General features: G+C 68.5%; 29 protein-coding genes and 1 tRNA gene. 16 read left to right on the forward strand and 14 right to left on the reverse strand.

Translation table 11 applies throughout. The features are described 5' to 3' along the window. Positions 1-244: 244 nt before the first annotated feature. Positions 245-1381, reverse strand: coding sequence for an ABC transporter ATP-binding protein (locus ACQ9ZG_RS18550; RefSeq protein WP_028419530.1), 1137 nt, complete (start codon positions 1379-1381; stop codon positions 245-247). Positions 1382-1558: 177 nt separating this feature from the next. Here ACQ9ZG_RS18550 and ACQ9ZG_RS18555 point away from each other — a divergent pair. After that, positions 1559-1632: transfer RNA gene (locus ACQ9ZG_RS18555), tRNA-Thr, on the forward strand. Positions 1633-1726: 94 nt separating this feature from the next. Here ACQ9ZG_RS18555 and ACQ9ZG_RS18560 read toward each other — a convergent pair. Next, positions 1727-2740, reverse strand: a complete 1014-nt coding sequence (locus ACQ9ZG_RS18560; RefSeq protein ID WP_258312123.1) for a tyrosine-type recombinase/integrase — start codon at positions 2738-2740, stop codon at positions 1727-1729. Between the two features lie 169 nt (positions 2741-2909). Further along, a complete protein-coding gene (locus tag ACQ9ZG_RS18565) occupies positions 2910-3602 on the reverse strand; it encodes a helix-turn-helix domain-containing protein (protein WP_146225676.1) in 693 nt (230 codons plus the stop codon). Between the two features lie 126 nt (positions 3603-3728). Here ACQ9ZG_RS18565 and ACQ9ZG_RS18570 point away from each other — a divergent pair, with 126 nt between their 5' ends. From ACQ9ZG_RS18570 to ACQ9ZG_RS18635, 14 genes are all read left to right on the forward strand, one after another. Further along, positions 3729-3974: a helix-turn-helix transcriptional regulator gene (locus ACQ9ZG_RS18570; protein WP_109915134.1), complete on the forward strand. Its 246-nt coding sequence runs from the start codon at positions 3729-3731 to the stop codon at positions 3972-3974. A gap of 247 nt (positions 3975-4221) precedes the next feature. Further along, positions 4222-5076 carry a bifunctional DNA primase/polymerase gene (locus ACQ9ZG_RS18575; protein ID WP_258312124.1) on the forward strand — a complete coding sequence of 285 codons (855 nt, stop codon included), beginning with the start codon at positions 4222-4224 and terminating at the stop codon, positions 5074-5076. Then, positions 5073-6917, forward strand: a complete 1845-nt coding sequence (locus ACQ9ZG_RS18580; RefSeq protein WP_219995605.1) for an AICE element replication initiation protein — start codon at positions 5073-5075, stop codon at positions 6915-6917. The genes ACQ9ZG_RS18575 and ACQ9ZG_RS18580 overlap by 4 nt, the downstream gene beginning before the upstream one ends. 31 nt (positions 6918-6948) lie before the next feature. Next, positions 6949-7554: a GNAT family N-acetyltransferase gene (locus ACQ9ZG_RS18585; protein ID WP_109915136.1), complete on the forward strand. Its 606-nt coding sequence runs from the start codon at positions 6949-6951 to the stop codon at positions 7552-7554. Positions 7555-7612: 58 nt separating this feature from the next. Further along, a complete protein-coding gene (locus tag ACQ9ZG_RS18590; protein WP_109915137.1) occupies positions 7613-8083 on the forward strand; it encodes a helix-turn-helix domain-containing protein in 471 nt (156 codons plus the stop codon). Next, the gene (locus ACQ9ZG_RS18595; RefSeq protein WP_109915138.1) at positions 8080-8334 is read left to right on the forward strand and encodes a hypothetical protein; all 255 of its coding nucleotides are present in this window, start codon (positions 8080-8082) and stop codon (positions 8332-8334) included. The genes ACQ9ZG_RS18590 and ACQ9ZG_RS18595 overlap by 4 nt, the downstream gene beginning before the upstream one ends. Beyond that, a complete protein-coding gene (locus ACQ9ZG_RS18600) occupies positions 8324-8734 on the forward strand; it encodes a helix-turn-helix domain-containing protein (protein ID WP_181398206.1) in 411 nt (136 codons plus the stop codon). The genes ACQ9ZG_RS18595 and ACQ9ZG_RS18600 overlap by 11 nt, the downstream gene beginning before the upstream one ends. Then, complete coding sequence (locus tag ACQ9ZG_RS18605; RefSeq protein ID WP_109915140.1) at positions 8731-9381, forward strand: hypothetical protein; 651 nt, start codon at positions 8731-8733, stop codon at positions 9379-9381. The genes ACQ9ZG_RS18600 and ACQ9ZG_RS18605 overlap by 4 nt, the downstream gene beginning before the upstream one ends. Beyond that, positions 9378-9812, forward strand: a complete 435-nt coding sequence (locus ACQ9ZG_RS18610; protein WP_109915141.1) for a hypothetical protein — start codon at positions 9378-9380, stop codon at positions 9810-9812. The genes ACQ9ZG_RS18605 and ACQ9ZG_RS18610 overlap by 4 nt, the downstream gene beginning before the upstream one ends. A 660-nt stretch (positions 9813-10472) precedes the next feature. Further along, positions 10473-10937 (forward strand): TRADD-N-associated membrane domain-containing protein, encoded by a 465-nt coding sequence (locus tag ACQ9ZG_RS18615; RefSeq protein WP_258312125.1) that lies wholly within the window; start codon positions 10473-10475, stop codon positions 10935-10937. A gap of 100 nt (positions 10938-11037) precedes the next feature. Further along, positions 11038-11241 carry a hypothetical protein gene (locus tag ACQ9ZG_RS18620; RefSeq protein WP_097886722.1) on the forward strand — a complete coding sequence of 68 codons (204 nt, stop codon included), beginning with the start codon at positions 11038-11040 and terminating at the stop codon, positions 11239-11241. Positions 11242-11243: 2 nt separating this feature from the next. Then, on the forward strand, positions 11244-11777 hold the full coding sequence (locus ACQ9ZG_RS18625) for a DUF6879 family protein (protein ID WP_109915142.1): 534 nt from the start codon (positions 11244-11246) through the stop codon (positions 11775-11777). Next, on the forward strand, positions 11774-12616 hold the full coding sequence (locus ACQ9ZG_RS18630; protein WP_109915143.1) for a helix-turn-helix domain-containing protein: 843 nt from the start codon (positions 11774-11776) through the stop codon (positions 12614-12616). The genes ACQ9ZG_RS18625 and ACQ9ZG_RS18630 overlap by 4 nt, the downstream gene beginning before the upstream one ends. 87 nt (positions 12617-12703) lie before the next feature. Continuing rightward, a complete protein-coding gene (locus ACQ9ZG_RS18635) occupies positions 12704-13015 on the forward strand; it encodes a hypothetical protein (protein WP_109915144.1) in 312 nt (103 codons plus the stop codon). A gap of 59 nt (positions 13016-13074) precedes the next feature. Here ACQ9ZG_RS18635 and ACQ9ZG_RS18640 read toward each other — a convergent pair whose 3' ends face one another. Next, complete coding sequence (locus tag ACQ9ZG_RS18640; protein ID WP_499280886.1) at positions 13075-13269, reverse strand: hypothetical protein; 195 nt, start codon at positions 13267-13269, stop codon at positions 13075-13077. A gap of 211 nt (positions 13270-13480) precedes the next feature. Between ACQ9ZG_RS18640 and ACQ9ZG_RS18645 the strand changes: the two genes are divergently transcribed. Then, complete coding sequence (locus ACQ9ZG_RS18645) at positions 13481-14020, forward strand: hypothetical protein (protein ID WP_146225677.1); 540 nt, start codon at positions 13481-13483, stop codon at positions 14018-14020. 74 nt (positions 14021-14094) lie between these two features. Here ACQ9ZG_RS18645 and ACQ9ZG_RS18650 read toward each other — a convergent pair whose 3' ends face one another. From ACQ9ZG_RS18650 to ACQ9ZG_RS18695, 10 genes are all read right to left on the reverse strand, one after another. Next, positions 14095-14286, reverse strand: coding sequence for a DUF397 domain-containing protein (locus tag ACQ9ZG_RS18650; RefSeq protein WP_109915147.1), 192 nt, complete (start codon positions 14284-14286; stop codon positions 14095-14097). Then, positions 14273-14872 carry a DUF5753 domain-containing protein gene (locus ACQ9ZG_RS18655; protein WP_109915148.1) on the reverse strand — a complete coding sequence of 200 codons (600 nt, stop codon included), beginning with the start codon at positions 14870-14872 and terminating at the stop codon, positions 14273-14275. The genes ACQ9ZG_RS18650 and ACQ9ZG_RS18655 overlap by 14 nt, the downstream gene beginning before the upstream one ends. Positions 14873-15524: 652 nt before the next feature. Further along, positions 15525-15902 (reverse strand): hypothetical protein, encoded by a 378-nt coding sequence (locus ACQ9ZG_RS18660; protein WP_109915149.1) that lies wholly within the window; start codon positions 15900-15902, stop codon positions 15525-15527. Further along, positions 15899-16021 (reverse strand): hypothetical protein, encoded by a 123-nt coding sequence (locus ACQ9ZG_RS18665; protein WP_258312126.1) that lies wholly within the window; start codon positions 16019-16021, stop codon positions 15899-15901. Before ACQ9ZG_RS18665 ends, ACQ9ZG_RS18660 begins: the two co-directional genes overlap by 4 nt. A gap of 6 nt (positions 16022-16027) precedes the next feature. Next, positions 16028-16300, reverse strand: a complete 273-nt coding sequence (locus ACQ9ZG_RS18670; protein WP_109915150.1) for a hypothetical protein — start codon at positions 16298-16300, stop codon at positions 16028-16030. A 219-nt stretch (positions 16301-16519) separates the two neighbouring features. Continuing rightward, positions 16520-16747 (reverse strand): hypothetical protein, encoded by a 228-nt coding sequence (locus ACQ9ZG_RS18675; RefSeq protein ID WP_109915151.1) that lies wholly within the window; start codon positions 16745-16747, stop codon positions 16520-16522. Beyond that, positions 16744-16896 carry a hypothetical protein gene (locus ACQ9ZG_RS18680; RefSeq protein ID WP_181398207.1) on the reverse strand — a complete coding sequence of 51 codons (153 nt, stop codon included), beginning with the start codon at positions 16894-16896 and terminating at the stop codon, positions 16744-16746. Before ACQ9ZG_RS18680 ends, ACQ9ZG_RS18675 begins: the two co-directional genes overlap by 4 nt. Then, complete coding sequence (locus ACQ9ZG_RS18685) at positions 16893-17090, reverse strand: hypothetical protein (RefSeq protein ID WP_181398208.1); 198 nt, start codon at positions 17088-17090, stop codon at positions 16893-16895. Before ACQ9ZG_RS18685 ends, ACQ9ZG_RS18680 begins: the two co-directional genes overlap by 4 nt. Further along, positions 17087-17506, reverse strand: coding sequence for a DUF6907 domain-containing protein (locus ACQ9ZG_RS18690; protein WP_109915153.1), 420 nt, complete (start codon positions 17504-17506; stop codon positions 17087-17089). Before ACQ9ZG_RS18690 ends, ACQ9ZG_RS18685 begins: the two co-directional genes overlap by 4 nt. Then, the gene (locus tag ACQ9ZG_RS18695) at positions 17503-18585 is read right to left on the reverse strand and encodes a DUF6907 domain-containing protein (protein ID WP_109915154.1); all 1083 of its coding nucleotides are present in this window, start codon (positions 18583-18585) and stop codon (positions 17503-17505) included. The genes ACQ9ZG_RS18690 and ACQ9ZG_RS18695 overlap by 4 nt, the downstream gene beginning before the upstream one ends.

Consider the following 18585-nt stretch of genomic DNA (forward strand, 5'->3'; position numbering starts at 1 on the left):
AGCGAGCGTAGCGGTCGGTGATGGCATGACGACATTTCGTCACCCGCCCGGGGGATGGTTCGACGCGTCCTTTCGAATGCCAGGTTGACGGGGCGGGGGGAAATGCCCTGTGTGCCGGGGTATTTGACGCCTCCCCGCCACGAAACCCGAACCGGCCCCGCGCCACGCAAACGGCCCCGCGTCCCCGGGAGGGGGAGGCGGGGCCGTTCGCGTCAGTTCTCGCGGGTGTCGGTTCTCGCGGGCGTCAGTTGGTGAGGCGCTCACCGGTCGAGGTCGCGAAGACGTGCAGCTCGTCCGGGCGCGGGACGACGTGCAGCTCGGTGCCCTTCTCCGGCACGGCACGGCCGCCGACACGGACGACCAGGTCCTTGTGCTCGCCGCTGACCTGGGTGGAGCCGTAGACGAAGCCGTCGGCGCCCAGCTCCTCGACGACGTTCACGGAGACCGCGAGACCGGCCGGCTCGTCCGAGGCGTCCTTGGTCAGGGCCTTCGCGGCGGCGCCGCCGTGCTCGACGATGTCGAAGTGCTCGGGGCGGATGCCGACCGTGACGGTGGTGTCGCCGCGGTCCGCGGCGGCCGTCAGCGCCTCGCGCGAGACCGGGACGACGCTGTTGCCGAACTTCACGCCGCCGTCGGTGATCGGGACCTCGACCAGGTTCATGGCGGGGGAGCCGATGAAGCCGGCGACGAAGAGGTTGGCCGGGCGGTCGTACATGTTGCGCGGCGAGTCGACCTGCTGGAGCAGCCCGTCCTTGAGCACCGCGACCCGGTCGCCCATGGTGAGGGCCTCGACCTGGTCGTGGGTGACGTAGACGGTGGTGATGCCGAGGCGGCGCTGGAGCGAGGCGATCTGCGTACGGGTGGAGACACGCAGCTTGGCGTCGAGGTTCGACAGCGGCTCGTCCATGAGGAAGACCTGCGGCTCACGCACGATGGCCCGGCCCATCGCCACACGCTGGCGCTGACCACCGGAGAGCGCCTTCGGCTTGCGGTCCAGGTAGTCGGTGAGGTCCAGCATCTTGGCGGCCTCTTCGACCTTCGCCCGGATGTCGGTCTTGTTCACCCCGGCGATCTTCAGCGCGAAGCCCATGTTGTCCGCGACGGACATGTGCGGGTAGAGCGCGTAGTTCTGGAACACCATGGCGATGTCCCGGTCCTTCGGCGGCAGGTGCGTGACGTCGCGGTCACCGATGCGGATCGCGCCGCCGTTGACGTCCTCCAGACCCGCGAGCATGCGCAGGGAGGTCGACTTGCCACAGCCGGAGGGGCCGACGAGGACGAGGAACTCACCGTCCGCGATGTCGATCTCGAGCTGGTCCACAGCCGGCTTCGTGGAGCCGGGGTAGACGCGGGACGCCTTGTCGAACGTGACACTGGCCATGCTGAATCTTCTCCTCCACCGGCAGGAACGTGCCGGACGATCCGAGTAGGGAGTGGTCTGGTCCAATGAGATGAACCTGCCGTGACGCTACCTGGCGTTTTCCGTTCTGTCAGTAGTCCGGGGCACAGAGAATCCGTGGACGGCGCGGGTGTCCGGTTGGTTACACTGCTCCGGCACGCCTCCTTAGCTCAGCTGGCCAGAGCAACGCACTTGTAATGCGTAGGTCGTCGGTTCGAATCCGACAGGGGGCCCGAGAGGGAAACCGCAGGTGAGACGCGGTACACGATGGGCCCCCGGGGAAGATCACCCCGGGGGCCCATACGCATTTAGTACACCCTGCTTCGGCTAGGCAGCCGTCGCGAGCGGCGCATCCTTCATCGCCAGTGCGACGAGTCGGCCCGCATCGAGAGCATCCGCGACCTCATCGAGCCGGTCCGGGAACAAGTGCCCGTAGATGTTCAGCGTCATCGACGCGTCCTTGTGCCCCAGCATCAACTGGACCACCTTCACGTCGGCGCCGGCCGCGATGGCGAGCGAAGCCGCGGTGTGCCGCAGCTTGTGCGGGGTGATCCCCATGCCGCCCAGCCCGGCCGCCTTCACCGCCGGATCGAAGACCCGGTTGCGGAAGTTGTTGTAGCGCAGCGGCCCGCCCTCCGGAGCCGTGAACAACAGGTCACCCGTCGCCTTGTCCCGGGCCAGGGTTCCCAGCTCGTCGGCGAACGACCGGGGGATCGGCACGCTGCGCTTCTCGTGGTTCTTCACCGGACCCAACTCCAGCACACCGCCCACATCGGTGTAATTCTGGACAATCCGGATGCGCCGCTTTGGCACCTGGAGGCGCCCCGTCTTGATCGCGGACGCCTCGGCCCACCGGATCCCGCTGTACCCCAGGGTCAGGATCATCAGCCGGTACTCACCAGCGGCCAGGGCCAGGCGCTCCAGCTGGTCGTAGGTGAGGTAGACGTGCTCGTCCTCATCGTCCGGCCGGGGAAGTTCGTGGTCGTGGCAAGGACTGGAGCTGATCCGCTTCGAGAACACGGCGTGCTTCATCACCATCGACAGCACCCGGTACGCCTTGATGATCCGGGCCGCCCCGAGGATGCCCCCGCCTTTGCCGGGCTTCGTCTCCAACTCCGTCAGCCACGCCGAGACGTCCTCCCACTGGATCGCCCCGACCTGCCAGTCCCCCCACTTCGGGATGACGTAGTTGTCGAGAAGTTCCCGGTAGTCCCGGCGGGTCGTCCGACCGATCTTCCGCTTCGACGTGAACCACTCCTCGGCCACAATCTTCGTCGCGGCCTTCCCCGACTTCGGGTCCCGGTAGGACCCCTTGTCGAGGCGGGCGGTGATGGCGTGCATCTCGGCCTCGGCCTGCGGGAGCTTCCCGAACGTGGCAGCCTTGCCCTTGCCGTCCGGCCCGTACCAGCGGACCCGCCACCGCCCCGGCGGCTTCCGCTTACTGCCCTTCCGCTTCGCTTCCTGCTACTTCTCCATCGCCTCCAGGTAGTCGGCGTGGTTCTCCCGATCCTCAATCCACACTCTGGCCATCGCCGCCACCCTCCCCAGTCTTAGACCTGGCCCCATCGCGGAAGCGGGTCAACTCGTCGCGCTCGACGGCGATCCGGTCGACCTCGGCGCGCGCCCGGTCCAGGGACGTGCGGGCCTGGTCGAGCAGATCGGCGAACTCCTGGTCGCTGTCCCCTTCGACGGACCAGCCGGCGTAAGAGGCCAGGCGGGTCACGTCGTCGCGAGCGGCCTCGATCGCCCGGCCGACCGGGTGCAGGCGTGCCTCGCGGGCTGTGGGGGGGAGCGATGCAAGGGCGTACTCCGACTCGGCAGTCCGGGCGGTTTCGCTCGACGGCGTCATCAGTGGGCGCCTATTGCTCGCCCATGCCCACGCTGCGTCAGCAGGTACGACGCCCGCGCCGGTGACCTCAACCGCGTCCCGAGGGGAGTCTTTCAGGGGCAGTAGAAAGGCTGCTGGTGACACCTTGAACGCGATGCAGAACGCCACCAAATCGTCGGCGGTAACTACCCGCTCGGCCTTCTCCATGCGCGTGATTCCGGAAGCGGGAACGGGCCTCCCTGCCTGCTCCAGGAGGGTCGCAAGCTGGCGGGTCGTGTAACCCGCCCGCTTCCGGAGACGCACGAGGTTGCTGGCGACCGTTCGCCCTGTGGGCCCGACCTCGATGCTGCGTCGGCCCTTCTGCTGCTCTGCCATGGGCATCAGCCTACGCACCAAGGTTCGCCTTGTAATGCTGCGGCTATCCGTTACTATCTGGGTCATGGGTGCAGCATGGCACCACATGGTCCTAACGTGCAACATGTACGGCTGGAAGGAAACGAGATGGCTGACAAGACGTCTCCGCAATCACCCGGGCAGCCCATTCGAGACGAACTGATGAGTCCGAAGGAGGTGCAGGCCGAGTACGGGTTCACCGCGCAGACCCTGGCCAATTACAGGTGGCAGGGACTGGGGCCCGCCTATATCAAGGTCGGCCCCGGCCGCTCTGGGCGCATCAAGTACCGGCGTAGCAGCGTCGAACGGTGGTTGAACGACCAGACCGTAGAGGCGGGTGGCAACGCCGCATGAGCCGACACAGCACGAAGCCCCGGGGGGCAACCCGGGGCGATCGGCAAGACGTCCTCTTCAACACTGGGACTGAGAAGACTGTATCGCTCATTGCCCGCCCTGTCGCCGTCGTCACCGCAGGACGCATCGAGTACGCCGCGCGCTGCCCGCAATGCCGCGGCTGGCACCGGCACATCAGCCTGGGAGAGAAGACCGCCCCGTGCGGCGCCGTCTACCTGCTGGAACCCCGACGGGGGAGGTCCGCAGCATGACACCCCTGGAATACGCCCTGCGGATGCAGGAGCGTGGCTATCACGTCTTCCCCACCACGCGCATGAAACTGCCCGCGCTCCGCAGCCCGCACCGCAACGACCCGCCTGGCGCCCCCCGGTGCCGCGGCGAGTGCGGTCGGTTCGGGCACGGCGTCCACGACGCCACCAACGACCCGGACCGACTTGCCGACATGTTCGCCGCCGCTCCCTATGCGGCCGGGTACGGGGTCGCCTGCGGCCGTGGGGACTACCCGCTGCTCGGCGTCGACCTCGACCGTAAGAACGGTGTCGACGGCGTAGCAGCGTTCATCCGCCTAGCCGAGCAGTACGGGGTCACCATCCCGGACACCACCACCATCGCCACAGCGTCCGGGGGGCAGCACCGCTGGTTCATCGGCCCGGCAGGCGCGCCCGTGCAGAACAGCGCCAGCAAGCTTGGCCCCGGCATTGATGTGCGCGGGTACGGCGGATACCTCATCGGCCCGGGGTCGATGACCACCAAAGGCGCGTACACCGTCGCCCACGCCCACCCGGTCGCAGAGTTCCCCGACGCCCTGGTCCCGCTGACGCTCACACCGCCCCCGAAGCCCCGGCTCCCCATGCCGACGATGCCCGGCCCGCGCCGCGGTGCGGCACTGCTGGGGCTCGTCAAGTTCGTCCTTGAGTCGGGCCAGGGGGAGCTGAACAACCGCCTGTACTGGGCTGCCTGCCGCGCCTACGAAACCGGCACCGACGCCGACGCCATCAGCCGGGCCCTGGTCGACGCAGCTGTGTCCCTTGGGCACCCCGACCGGGCCGCAGAACGCACCGTATCCAGCGCCCGCAACGCACCGACGAGGAACCGCCCATGAGCGACGAGGACCAGAACGACATCGACGCCAAGGCGCGTGAACTCCTCGCGCAAGCCGGAGTTGCCGATGAACCGCCGGCCCCGGGCGAGAAGGGCCGCGGACCCTCGCAGGCGTCGCAGCTGGCCGCACTGGCACGGGAACGATACGACCTGTTCATGTCCGAGGACGGACGCCCCTATGGCGTCGACAAGGTCGGGGCGACCACCGTCTATGCCCTGCGAGGAAAGGCCGGTCTGCGGTCCCGCCTCGCCCGCCAGTTCACCGACGCCAACGGCGGCTCCGTGCCCTCGCAGTCCGCACTGGCCGACGCGATGACGGTCCTTGAGGGCGTCGCCGCAGAAGCCGAACCGCGCCCGCTCCACATCCGGGTCGCCCGGCACGGAGAACGCATCATCGTGGACCTGGCGACCCCCGAGGGGCGTTGCGTCTCGATCGGCCCGGACGGGTGGCAGCGCGAACCGTCACCGCCCGTTCTCTTCCGCCGCTCCGGCGCCATGAAGCCCCTGCCCGAACCCATCAAGGACGGCGACGGCCTGGCCAAGCTCCAGTCCCTGCTCAACACCGACGACGAAGGCTTCCGGCTCCTCACCGCCTGGCTGGTCGCCTGCTTCATCCCCGACCTGCCCCACCCCATCCTCACCTTCAGAGGCGAGCAGGGCACCGGTAAGTCCTACGCCGCGAAAATGGTCATCGGGATCATCGACCCGTCCGGCGCCCCCAAGCGAACCGCGCCCCGGGACATCAAGGCATGGGCCACACAGGCGTTCAACTCCTGGGCCCTGTGCCTCGACAACGTCTCCGTCATCCCCGACTGGCTCTCGGATGCGCTCTGCCGTGCAGTAACCGGAGACGGCATCGTCGACCGGGCCCTTTACACCGACGACGACGTCGTCGTACTGGAGTTCCGCCGGGTCCTCGCCATGACCACCATCGACGCAGGCGCCCTCGCAGGCGACCTCGCCGAACGCCTGGTGACGATCGAGCTCCACACCATTCCGGACGCCAAGAGGCGCGAGGAAAACGAGATGGACGAGGCATACGCCGACGCCCACGCTTCCATCCTGGCGTCCTTGTTCGACCTGCTGTCCGAGGTGCTCAAGGTGCTGCCCGACGTCGTACTGACAGAGCGCCCCCGGATGGCCGACTTCGCCCGCATCCTCGCCGCCGTCGACCAGGTCAAGGGCTGGGACACCATGGGCAGCTACCGGGCCAGCGCCCGCGATGCCGTGGCCGACGTCCTCGACGGCGAGCCGTTCGCGCAAGCCGTCCTCGCCCTGGTCGACCAAGCCGGCCCCGATGGGCTGACCCTCACGACTCAGCAGATCCTCGACAGTGTCGCCACCCCGGACAAGCTGCCGAAGAAGTGGCCCAAGGACTCGACGCGGGCCGGCGGGCAGTTGAAGCGGCTCGCCCCCGCACTGCGGACCATCGGGATCGAGGTGGACGACTCCCAGCGCGGCCCCGCCCCGAAACGACAGCGCCTCTACAAGCTCACAGCATCAGCAGAGAGAAGGTCCGCCACAGCGTCCACAGCGTCCAGCACGGACAGAAAAGGGCCTATGACCAGCACTAATGGGGTGGACGCTAGCGAAGGTGCCACAGCGTCCACCCCCCAGGGCCGCATGGACGCTAGGGACGCTGACGTGGACGCTGACCTGTTCACAGCGTCCACCCCAAGCAACGTGTCTGACCTGCGCAAACGCCAACCGATGGACGCTAGGGACGCTATGGACGCTGAAATGCAGCGCCTCTCTAATCTCCCGACCTGTGCCGGATGCGGCGGCCCCTTCGAACCCCTCGAAGACGGCCAGACCATGCACCCCGGGTGCGACGCGGCATGACTCGCCAGGCCCCCACGACAACGGAGACACCATGAACCCCCGGCAGATACTCGCCGCTCACCACGCCACCACCACCGAGTTCAACCCGAACTCCTACACCCACGTTCGGGCCATCATCGAACTTCACCGCGGCTACCTGCACGAAGAGTTCGACCGCATCGGCGATTACGCCCCCGGACTCCCCGTCGCCGCACACCTCAACACACTCCTCATCCGATGCGGCAACCAGATCGCCGGCTTCTGCGCCATCGACCCACACAACTACGCCCTCGAACTCGTCTACCTCGAACCCGAACACCGAGGCAAAGGCATCGTCAGCGCAGTCGTCACCCAGATGAAGGCCACCTGCCCTCAGCGCATGGGCGCCAAGATGCCCTTCACCCCCAGTAGCCAGGCCCTCGTGAAACGCACCGGGCTGCGGCCCATCACACCCAGCCCGGAATCACTGCTCGCCAACGCCCGGCAGCTCACCGACATCAACCGCACCATCCGCAAGGAATGCCCCCACAAAGGCGGCAACCCCGCCAAAGCCTGCCCCCGCTGCTACCGCAAGGCCCTGTCCCGATCAGCCGAGTACGTCGTCCAGAGCTACCTGACCGAACAGCGCGAAACGGCCAGACAGAGCGCTTCGACCTGATGCCGCCTGTACCAGTACAGCCCTTTCGCGCGAGGGCGCCACGGAGAGGAGAAGTCTGATGGGTGTTGCGATTCCCATTCCCGAGGACAAGCGGGAAGAGGTGCTGAGCCTGGCCCGCCAGGGTGTGGCGCGTAACGAGATCACCCGGCGGACGGGAGTGTCGACCGCGTCCGTGAGTCGGATCTGCGAGGGCGAGAAGGTCAGCTTCGACCGGTCGGCGACTGCGGCGGCGGTGCAGGCCAGGGTCGTTGACCTGAAGGCGGCCCGGTTGGGGTTGGCGACGTCGATGCCCGATGACGTGCAGGCGGCCCGGCAGCGGATGCACGGTGCCGACGACAACCGGGCCTTCCTCGACGGTGCGAAGGCGGTTGCCGCGTTGGCGTCCACTCACGTCCGTCTGGTCGCGGTCGACAAGGACGATGCGACGGGCACCGAGGCGGCGAAGTCGATGCTCGGCCAGCTGGCCACCGCGTTGGGTGTGGCGGCGGCGGAGGACGTCGACCAGGTCGAGGACGGTGGTTCGGTGTGACGAACGACGAGATACACCTGCGGATCCTGGCCTTGCTGGCGTTGGTGGCCGAGAGCAGGAACGCGGACGTTGACGCGTTCATCGACGATCTCCTGATTGACGACCTGATCCTGTTGGTCGCCGGCCTTGCCGATCTGGCGTTGAAGTCGATTGCGCCGGAGGTGCAGGGTCCGGAGCGGCGGGCGGTGGTGTGCGCCGGGTTGCGGGCTCAGATCCTCGCGCTCCAGGGGGGTGGTTCGGATGCGGCCTGACGTTGAGGCGGCGGCCCGCCGGCTGTTGCGCCCGGACGGCTCGGTGACGATCCCGGCCGCGTTGGCGGGTCCGGTGCTGCGGGTGCTTCTGCGGGATGTGGGGGCCCGGTTGCAGTCGGACCAAGGGGCGGTGCCGTCATCGGTGAGCAGCTTGTTCTGGGCGTTGGCGTTGGCGGCGGAGCGGGCCGAGGCCGAGGAGGGTTCCGCCCCCGGAACTTCTGCTGAACGGCCGGTCAGTGTGGAGATCAGCACTGCGGATGCAGCCCGCGAACTGGGTTGCTCCGAGGGCTACGTGAGGCGCCTGGCCCGTGCTGGCCGCCTCCAGGGCCGGAAGGTCGGCCCGATCTGGTTGGTGGCCGAGGCGGCGATCGTCGCCCCAGAGACGGAGCGTGCAGCGTGACGGTGGAACTGACGGAAGCACAGCGGGAGCTGGCCGACACGAAGGCGGAGATCGCCGAACTCCAGGGGCTGATCGACGGCCTCGAAGAGCAGGTGCGGAACGGCGAGGCTGTGGCGGAGGCGACGGCCCTCGGCGAGCAGTACGGGGTGCTGCGGGTGGCGGAGCTGCGGCAGGAGGCTGCCGAGCGGAAGCTGAAGCGGGCTGAGGCGGCGGAGCGGCGGGAGCGGCAGGAGGCGGCCGTGCGGGCGGCTGCGGAGGAGCTGGAGGCCCTGAGCCCGGAGCGTCTGGCGGAGGCCTGCGAGGAGGCGCTGCAAGCGATCGAGCGGGTGCATCGGCTGGGGGATGCCCGGCAGGCGGCCGTGGTCCGCCACGCGAAGGCGTTCCTCGAACTGGGGATGCTGGACCGGGTCCATCACCATGCGGGCTCGTGGGTGGTGTTCGAGGTCGGCGGGGTCCGGTACGACACCAATCAGGATCACCTCGACGGCGGCGCGCTGCTGACTGTGATCGAGGGGGAGCGGCACCGGCGGACGCTGATCCCGGGGCGGCGGGCGCAGGGGTATGCGGACCCGGAGCCGTCCTCTCACCCGATGTCGCGGCTGCTTGCCCAGCGGCTGGACGCGGCGGCCAAGGGGGCGCAGCGATGACTGACCAGCTGAAGGCGACCGACGTGGTCGGGATGACGCCGTGGCAGATGGATGAGGCGCGTCGTGAGGGGCGTCTCGATGACCTGGAGGCGCAGCTGAGTGCGCCGCCGACACACGCTCTGCCGTACAAGGTGCCGACGGATCCGGAGACGGGGCGCCCGGTGCCGCAGTTGGGTGCGGCTGCGGTGAAGGTCATGTCGGCGGCGGAGATCGATGCGGCGGCGAAGGCGGGGAAGTTGACCGCGTACATGGCGGGCCACGAGGTGGTGCCGCCCCCGCCGGACGCGTCGGCTCCGGCCCCCGAGCGGGCCAGCTGGCAGTTCACCGCTGATCACGTGGCGCTGATGGACACGGACGAGGTGGCCAGGTTCCGGGCTCAGGGGATGCTCGCCGACTACGACCAGGCGCAGGCTGCTGGAGGTGCGGAGTGAAGGAACCTATGCAGTGAAGTCGATGTGGCGCTCTGACAAATGAATCACAGGTTCATTTGCTTATCTGCCTTGGAATCGAAAATGGAGCCCCGACCGCGCGAGTGGTCGGGGCTCCTGTCGCCCGCAGCACCTTGGGGGGTACAGGCTGCGGCCGAGCCGCCGTGTCGCCGGCTCGCCACCGCCGGGTTCACCGGAACCGGTGGACGCCCCGGCACGGGCCCGGCATCCTCTTGGTCCATGCCACCGCAGAACACCCCAGAGCCGACCCCTGATTCGCGCAGTCGTCAACCGTCCATGCGGCACATGCTCGCCATGTTGGCGAGTGGGGGTTTGTTCATCGCTGGCGGGATCATGGGAATCAGCCATTGGGGAAGGGAGTTCGAAGACTGGCCCCTGTGGGCGGCAGTGCTGTTCGCCCTGGTTGCATTCCCCACAGTCTGGATCACCATCTCTGCACTGAAGAAAATGACCCCAGACGAGGGGACAGCTGTCAGCGAAAGCCGAGAGCGCCTGACGCGTGCCGAAGCCGCACTCGCAGAGGCAATCCGCAGCGGCCAGACAAACCCAACTCCCACGGGCGACACAGATGCAGACCCAGTCGTCCCGCCAGGGCAGAGAGGCTCTGAAAGTGCAGAACCTGCTCGCCGCTCCCCCCTGGAATTGGCAGCCTTGTGGGACACCACCCACGCCCGTCTCGACCTCTACCACCAGATCGCCACCGGCCAGGCCAAGACGTCGTTCCGGAACGCCCAAGTCGCCATGGGAGCCGGGTTCCTCCTCCTCGTCGTCTTCGCCTGCATCGCCGTCTGGGCCAGCACCACCGCCGTCGCGATCGTCGCCGGCGGACTCGGTGCCGTCTCAGCCGCCCTCGCCGGGTACGTCGCCAAGACGTTCATCCGCTCCCAGGAAGCCTCCGCCACCCACCTGCGGTCCTACTTCGACCAGCCCCTCGAACTCTCCCGCTACCTCGCCGCGGAACGACTCGTCGCCGACGGAGACCTCACCCAGGAGCAGCGGGGGGAAATCCTCTCCGCACTCGTGCAAGCCATGGTCGCCGGACCACAGCCGCCAGCCCCGCCGCAGTCCGTTGTCGTCGCATCCGTACCCGGGCAACAAGGGGCGTAGGTCCACGGAGAGCCTCGCGCGCAATCTCGCGCAACCGTCCCCCGCGGTCGTCCGGTCGCCTGCATGCTGGTGCCTCACCTGCGAGAACGGAGCCCCTGTTGTGACGCTCAGGTTCATCGGCACCACCTCCGAGCACGGCAACTGCCCCACCCTGTACGAGGTCGTAGAGACCGGCGACATCGTCGTCCAGGGCGACCAGCTCACCAACCCCGAAGACCTGGCGCAGCTCCGGGACGTTGGCGAACACGAAACGTTCGTCGTCATCCCCCGGGACCTCCTGACCCGCTTCGCCCCCAAGGAGTAGCCGTGCCACTGGTCCCCTTCGAGGAGATCACCCACCTGTTCGCCGACTTCGAGCACACCGCGTTCCGCCTGGAAACCCGCCGCGGGTACGCCACCGACCGGGCAGGCGAGCGGTTCCAGGCGTTCCAGCGGGGTATCGACCCCCGGCCGGAGCCGGAGCATCCGTGGAACGTGAACGTCCGGGAGAAGGCCGCGCAGGGCGCGCACTTCTCCCGGATCAGGATCGTCGACGACCCGCCCACCGACGGCCAACGCTTCCTCATGGCCACGGCTGCGGGGAACGTCGCGGCCGGCGAGGATATCCGGGTCATCAGCCGGACCGTTGCCGAGTCCGTGAGCCTGCCCGACCACGACTTCTGGCTGTTCGACTCCCGGACCCTGGTCCGCATGCACATCGACGACACCGACACCACGACCGGCGTCGAGCTGACCGAGGATCCGGCGGAGGTGCTGGCAGCGTGCCGGGCCCGGGATGCTGCCTGGCCGCTGGCTATGCCTTCGGCGCAGGTGTGGGCGCAGGTACGTTCGTCGGTGTGAGCACCGACTTCCAGAGCGCGAGGGAAGCCCTCGGTGCCCGGCTGAACGAGCTGCGCACCGAGGCCGGGCTCAACGGCCGTGACTTCGCCCAGCGGCTCGGGTGGCAGCCCTCGAAGGTGTCCCGGCTCCAGAACGGCAGGCAGACCGCGACGCCCGAAGACCTCCAGGCGTGGGCGGAAGCGTGCGGGCGCCCGGAGGTCGCCGCGGACCTGCTGGGCCAGCTGCGGGTGCTGGAATCCCGGCAACGGCACTGGCGTAAGCAGCTCGCCGCAGGGCACGCCCCCGTGCAGGACCGGTACGTCGTCGAGTACCAACGGACCGCCACGGTGCGGGGCTATGAGGCGACGGTGATCCCGGGCCTGTTCCAGACCCCGGACTACGCCCGGCACCTACTGGTACGGAATGCCGATCTCATGCGCACCCCCCGGGATACCGAAGCCGCGGTTGCCGCCCGGATGCGACGCCAAGAGGTGCTGTACGAGGCGGGCAAGCTGTTCCGGGTCCTGGTGTGGGAAGGGGCGCTGCACGCCCTGGTGTGCCCCCGGGAGGTGATGGCCGGGCAGCTGGACCGGCTGGTCGGACTGATCGGGATGAGCACCGTCGAGTTCGGCATCGTGCCGCTCGGCGCCCCGATGCGCCTGACCCCGAAGCACGGGTTCTGGATCTTCGATGAGTCCCGGGTCGTCGTCGAGACGATCAACACCGAGTTGTCGTTCGACACCGCCGATGACCTGGCCCTGTACGGGCGGACGTGGGACGCGCTGAACGAGTCAGCCGCCTACGGGGCGAGAGCGCACCGCATCATCGCCCGCGCCCGGCACCTGATTGCTCCGACGTGAGCAATCCGCCCCAACCCCGGGCCGGGGTCGCGCAATCTCGCGCAACCATCAGGACCGGCCCCGCCTGCCGCTCCTACGGTCCTGGCCATGACCACACCATCAAACACCGAAGCCCCAGTCCCGTTCGGCTGGTGCCACTGGCACAAGGGCCCTTCCGGAACCGCCGTACTGGTGCAGATCATCGAGCAGAACTCGGGCCCGGGTGTTGGCCTGTACGCGTGCGCCCCGTGCCGTGAGCAACGCGGTCTGGTCACGTACTCGGAGCAGACCCATGAGGCGGCGTACCGGGACTACCTGCTCCACACCACGGACTGTGAGGGGTGCAGCAGGATCGGGCGGTGCGAAGTCGGCAGGCGGCTGCGGGACATCTACCAGAAGGCACTGGACGGGGCGGCCTGACGCCCGGACGCACGACGGCGCCCCCTGCCCGGCCGGTGAAGGCTCTGGCGGGGGGCGCTTCACGTGAGTAGATGCGTCCAGCGCTTGGCCTTGCCGGTGCGCCCGCGCCACGTAACGACCACGGCCACATCCCCCCGGCTCGCGTATGTGGTCGCCACCATGATGGGGACGACCTCGCCGGGAGCGACCACGGCCGCAGTCTCCTGGGCCTCGATACCCGTCTCGTCGGAGGCCGAGCCCACACGGACCCGCACCTGCCGAGCGGTTTTGCTGCCTGTGTTCAGGACGTGGGATCGACCGCTTGTTGCCGCTTGCAGCTGCCAGGTGACACCCGCACGACTACGCACCAGCAGAGCGACCGAAGTGCCAGCAGCTACTACTGCGGCTGTTGAACCGACCCACGTTGCCCAGTCCCCTGCTTCCATGCCGGGCACCCTAGCCTGTGGCCGCTTCTACACTGCCGCGATGGACAAGGGATGGATGGCCGTATGGCCAGTCGCAGCGTTCTTCCTTGGGGGACTCGCCACTCAGTTGACGGGGTGGATCAATTATCGACGACAACGGGCGGACAAGGCCGCCGACGATTCGGCAGCCATGCAGCAGCGGCGCGAAGAGTTCGAGTTGGCGCACTTGGTGGAGTTCAATGGCCTACTACGACATCAGATGGACTGTCTGTTTGAGCTATCGAACGCCGTGACTCGATACCGGCGAGCAGAGGAAGCCGAAAGCCCATCCTCAGCCCCAGGAGATGAGCTGCGTGCAGCAAGCGAGGAACTGGAGGCCGCAGAAGGTGCTGTGTACGCGCAGATCGGCTTCATCCTCCAGGAAGATGTGCGCCTGCTCGCCCGAGACGCGGTTGATGTGATTGGCGAGAACAGCGCAAGCATCTTCGGCGAGGGGGAAGCGGATCTATCTCCAGCCTTCGAGAGCGCGTCGGCTGTGTACGCGGCGTTGTCGAAGCGCGTGAGGGAGATCTATGCCGGTCAGTCAGGGCGGCCAAGCTGACCCGTAGGGGGTTGCTTCCTTTGCAGGGGGGCACGGAACCCCCGTTTGGGGCGGGGGTTCCGTGACGCATTTCGTTACACCTGATGGGTCTTGGCCCAGTCGACGAGGTCGGCGAACGTGCCGGGGGCGATGCTGATGCGGGGCCCGGTGCGCCGCTTGGAGTCCCGGACGAGGACTTCGCCGGGCGGGCGGGCGACCTCGACGCACGCCCCGCTGTTCGTGAAGCTCGACGTCTGCCAGGTCAGCCCGTCCTCAAGCCTGTACAAGTGCGCTCCTCGCGGCCTCGATCATCTCCAGCGACGCCGCAGGGGAAGCGGCCCGCCCTTGAAGATCATCCCAAGCGTGGGCGTACAGGAGGGCCCTTTCGACCCGATCGATGATGGTGCCGCCCATCAGCGTCTCAACGAACACCGACCGGCGGCCCGCGACGCTGTACATGGTGAACTCGCCGGCGAGTCCGGCGTGGGCGTCGGTGGTGGCGGGCAGTACGCGCACCTCCAGGGATGGGCGGAGAGCGACGAGGGTGAGGAGGTGGGCGAGCTGCTGAGCGTGGACGACAGGGCCGCCCACGGCTTTCGTGAGGACGTCTTCGGAGATGACGAACCGGGCTCGGCGGCCGGCGGCCTGGCCGAGGGTGTCGATGCGGGTGAGCCTGGCGGCGGCGATGGCCTCGACGTCGTGCGGGGGCAGGGCGGGCGCTGAGGCGCGGATTGCGGCGCGGGCGTAGTCGGCGGTCTGGAGCATCCCCGGCATCAGGGTGGGGTGCCATCCGTGGATGTGGTCCGCCGCGGTCTCCAAGGCGAGCAGCCGGTCAAGATGCTCGTCGAGGCTCTGGGGGTCGGTGACGGGCATGGGGTCCTTCCTGGTGTCAGTCGGGGGTGACGGTCTCGCGCGCGCACACGCGTTGACCTAAGGAAATCGGGGTGAAACCGGGGTCTGACACACCCTTTTGACACCGTTCTGACAGTCGGCAGGTGTCAGAAGTGGTGTCACCGCAGGTCAGAGGGGGTGCCGGGGGTCTGACGGGGGTCTGACAGGAGGGTGCTCACGGGGTGCTCAGCGCTGCTCCGTTGCAGGTCAGGGCCGCTCAGGTTGCTGCTCAAGCAACTGCTCACCAGATTCTTGAGCACCCCGTGAGCAGTGCCTTGAGCGGCTGTGACCTGCGGTCGAGCACCCGTGAGCACCCCGTGAGCAGTAGGCGATATCGGGGCATAGCGGTCTGGTGGAGCCTCTGGCGGGCGGGCGCTAGGGGCAGGGTCGGGGCGCGGTGGCGGACCCGGCAGATGCCCGGTTTGCACCCGGCGCAGACCCGGCGGACACCCGGCGGAATCTTGTATGCGATACAAGGTTCGCCGGGTTTCCACCGGGCTGTTGCCGGGGTCCTGCCGGGCCCCCGCCGGGCGTCTACGGCCCGACTAACCCCCGTCTACAGGCCGACTATGGGCCGTCTAAGACCCGCCCAGCCGACGATCACCAGACGGGCCATAGCCGGGGTCAAGACGGGTTAGGTCAGCATGCGGAGAGCCAGCGCCCCTAGCTGTTCCTGTAGCGCGTCGATGCGGGCCTGCATCAACGCCATGTCCGCAGCCATCTGCGACACCACCGGGTCAACCGCCGGAGCCGGGGCTGCAGTCGTGGGGACATCCCCACGACTCAGGGCGGCTGCGAACCGCTCCCGGACCCCGCCGTTGGCCCGCTCCAACGTGACGTCCAGGATCTGCTGCATCTCGGTGCGTGGCACGATCTCCGGGTTCCGGTGCCAGCCGGCGACCGTGCGAACCGCGACACCGAGCTTCGCGGCGAAGCCCTCGTTCGTCATGCGGAGCGCGGCCTGCAGGGCGCAGGCGGTGCGGCCGGTCCACGTGGTGACGACCTCGCTCACGACTCCACCCTCGGGGCCATGAGCGGGTAGGCGCGGTCGATCGCCCGGTACTCGGACCGGATCAGCTCCGCAACGCTCTCGTCGTACAGCAGATCCGAGAAGCTGGCGCCGTCCCGCATCAGGTCTCACGGGGACTCCATGTGGAGCGACAGCTCAACCCGGTGCCGGATCTCCGCGACGGGCAGCTCGTCGATGTTCTCGTCGTAGGCGCCGCGCATCGCCAGGTCGAACGCTGCGGCGAGCATGTCCCGGGTCATCGCCACCTTGAGCGTGACGACCGCGTGTACGTCGTCGCCGCCGAGGATGTCGTTCGTATCGCTGGCGCCGAAGACGTAGTCGGTCGGGACGGCCGGCGGCAGGGCTACCGGCTCAGTCTCGGTGTGGGAGAGAGTGGTCATGTTCTGCCCTTCCATGAGGGGGCGGAATGGCGGGTCCCGGGGTGCTGTCCCGGGGCCCGTATTACGTTGGGCGTAAAGGGCTCCGCCCCCTTGGGGGGATTGATGCGGAGCCCTTTACCGCACGGGTTGCGGGCCTCCCCGGGCCCTTCACGGACCCGGGGGCATTTGAGATTCCACCTGCGATGTATGACAGGGGGCTGATGGGATTCGACGTGCGACTCAGGTGTCATACCGAGACGCGTTGAACGAGTCGATCCGGGGCTGCTCGCCCTCGGGGACGAGTCCTTCCTCCCACGCTCCGCTGTACATCTGGGCGACGAGCGACACCGCGTGCTTCACCGCGTCGGACGCCGTGATGCCGGTCGACATCATCACCGTGAGGTCGTCATACAGCTCGGCGTCCATCCGGACCGACAGGCCCTTGCCCGGGGGCGGCGGCTTCCTCATCGGCCCTCCCTCACGTTCGCCTCGAAGTCGGGGGCGAGCGCCCCCAGCTGCGGCGTTTCGAACGCCATCGTGCGGGGGGCGTACACCGGCCCGAAGTCGAAGTCGTCCGGCACTGCCACCAGATCCCCGCCACGCTCGATGAGGATCACGACGCCTCCCCCGCGGTCAGCCCGAGGGCCCGGTCGAGCATGCAGTCGAGGATGCGCGCCCCGTACCGGTCGCCCGCATGCCGGGCCTCGATCAGGAGATCCGCCAGGACCACCGCCGGGGGCGTCCGGACGTTGTGGGGGACGGACCGGAGGGCGGCGTTCTCCGTGGGCCGGTGAACGAGCGCGGTGCTCACTGGCCCTCACCGGCCCGGATCGCCTCGACCTGGTCGGCCGCCTGGTCGATGAGATCGGCCAACGCCCGGAACGCCACGGCGAACCGGCGGGCGTCCGCCGGGCCGACAGCGAACTCCTCGGTGTCCGTCTCGACGACCACCAGCACCGCCGACCCGGTCGGGTCGTAGGGGTGCTGGGAGATGTGCACCGGGCCGACACCCACCTCCCCGAACGCGGTGGGGGCGGTCAGCGCCCACTGCGGCTCGCTCTTGTGGGCGATCTCCGCCTTCGTCCGCGAGGTGCGGTAGGGGTGCTCGTACCTGCACCATGGCGGGCAGGCGAACCGCACGTCCCCGGCGTCGTCGGTGGGGATGGTGAGGGTGCCGTCAGCGTTGCGGCGGGGCTCGGGGGCCACGGTGGGCCGGTCGCCGCTCATGCCTGCTTCTCCTGCACCATCTGGGCGCGCATCGCACGGAGGGCGGACAGGGCGGCCTCCAGGCTCGCGATGGCCTGGTCGGTGCCGTCCTCGTCGAGGAGGACCCCGCTGCCACCGCAGTTGAAGCTGATCTCCGGGCGGCCGTCCCCGGCTGCCTCGGTCGCACCGAGCGTCATCCGCAGCATCTCGTCGTGCGGCACGTCCATTCCGTCAGGGATGGGCATGTTGAAGTCCGGGCCGTAGTGCTCGGTGTACGTCCTGTCGGTTCCGTCGCCCCGTGGCTCCGTGTTGCAGGCGGTGGTGTTGCACCACGGGTAGTGGCCGGGCTCCGCAGCCGGCGGAACCCTGTCCCCGGGGCGCTGTGCCGCCCGCCGGGCCTGCGCCCGCACCTCGTCGGCGAACGCGGTCATCTCGTCGGCGAACTCCAGGGCCTGCATCGGCGGCAGGAAGTACATGCTCTGCTCGTCGTCCAGGACGACGTGCGGGTTGTGCTGGGCGGTGTCCGGGCTGAACGGGTCGACACCGAGCCGGGAGTGCAGCAGCGGCACCCGGTCCCCGGTCTCACCCGTCACCTCCAGGTCGGCGGGCTGACCGGCGTGAATGATGTCGTCGGCGAACTGCGGCTCGGTGTGGTCCTCGGTGCACCAGTCGAAGCACTCGATCTTCAGCCGGGCCTCACGGAGCAGCGGGCGGTTCGGGTCGCGCTCCTTGAGCACCTTGTACTCGGTGCCGATCTGGTCGAGGAACCGGCGGACGATCGGCTCACGGTCGGCCTGCGGCATCGTCCTCGGGACGACGACGATGCCCTCCCCGACCTTCCCGATGAACGAGCTGATGGTGTCGCCCTCCAGGCCCTCGGGGTCGACCTCGATGAGGCGGATCCCCAGCAGGGTGAGCAGCTGGGCGACGGGGGTGCTGGCCGCTTCCTTGGCGGTCAGGTTCTGCCAGGCGGCGTACAGGTCGTCGGTGGCGGTGGGGGACGCGGGGGGCGGCTCGACGGGCTCGGCGGTGGGCTGGGCGACGATGCCGCCGGACGGCTTGAACGTGGCCGGGATGCTGGTCTGGGCGGTGTTGCGCAT

The sequence above is a fragment of the Streptomyces araujoniae genome (genome assembly GCF_050871195.1).
GTDB classification, from domain to species: Bacteria; Actinomycetota; Actinomycetes; order Streptomycetales; family Streptomycetaceae; genus Streptomyces; species Streptomyces bacillaris.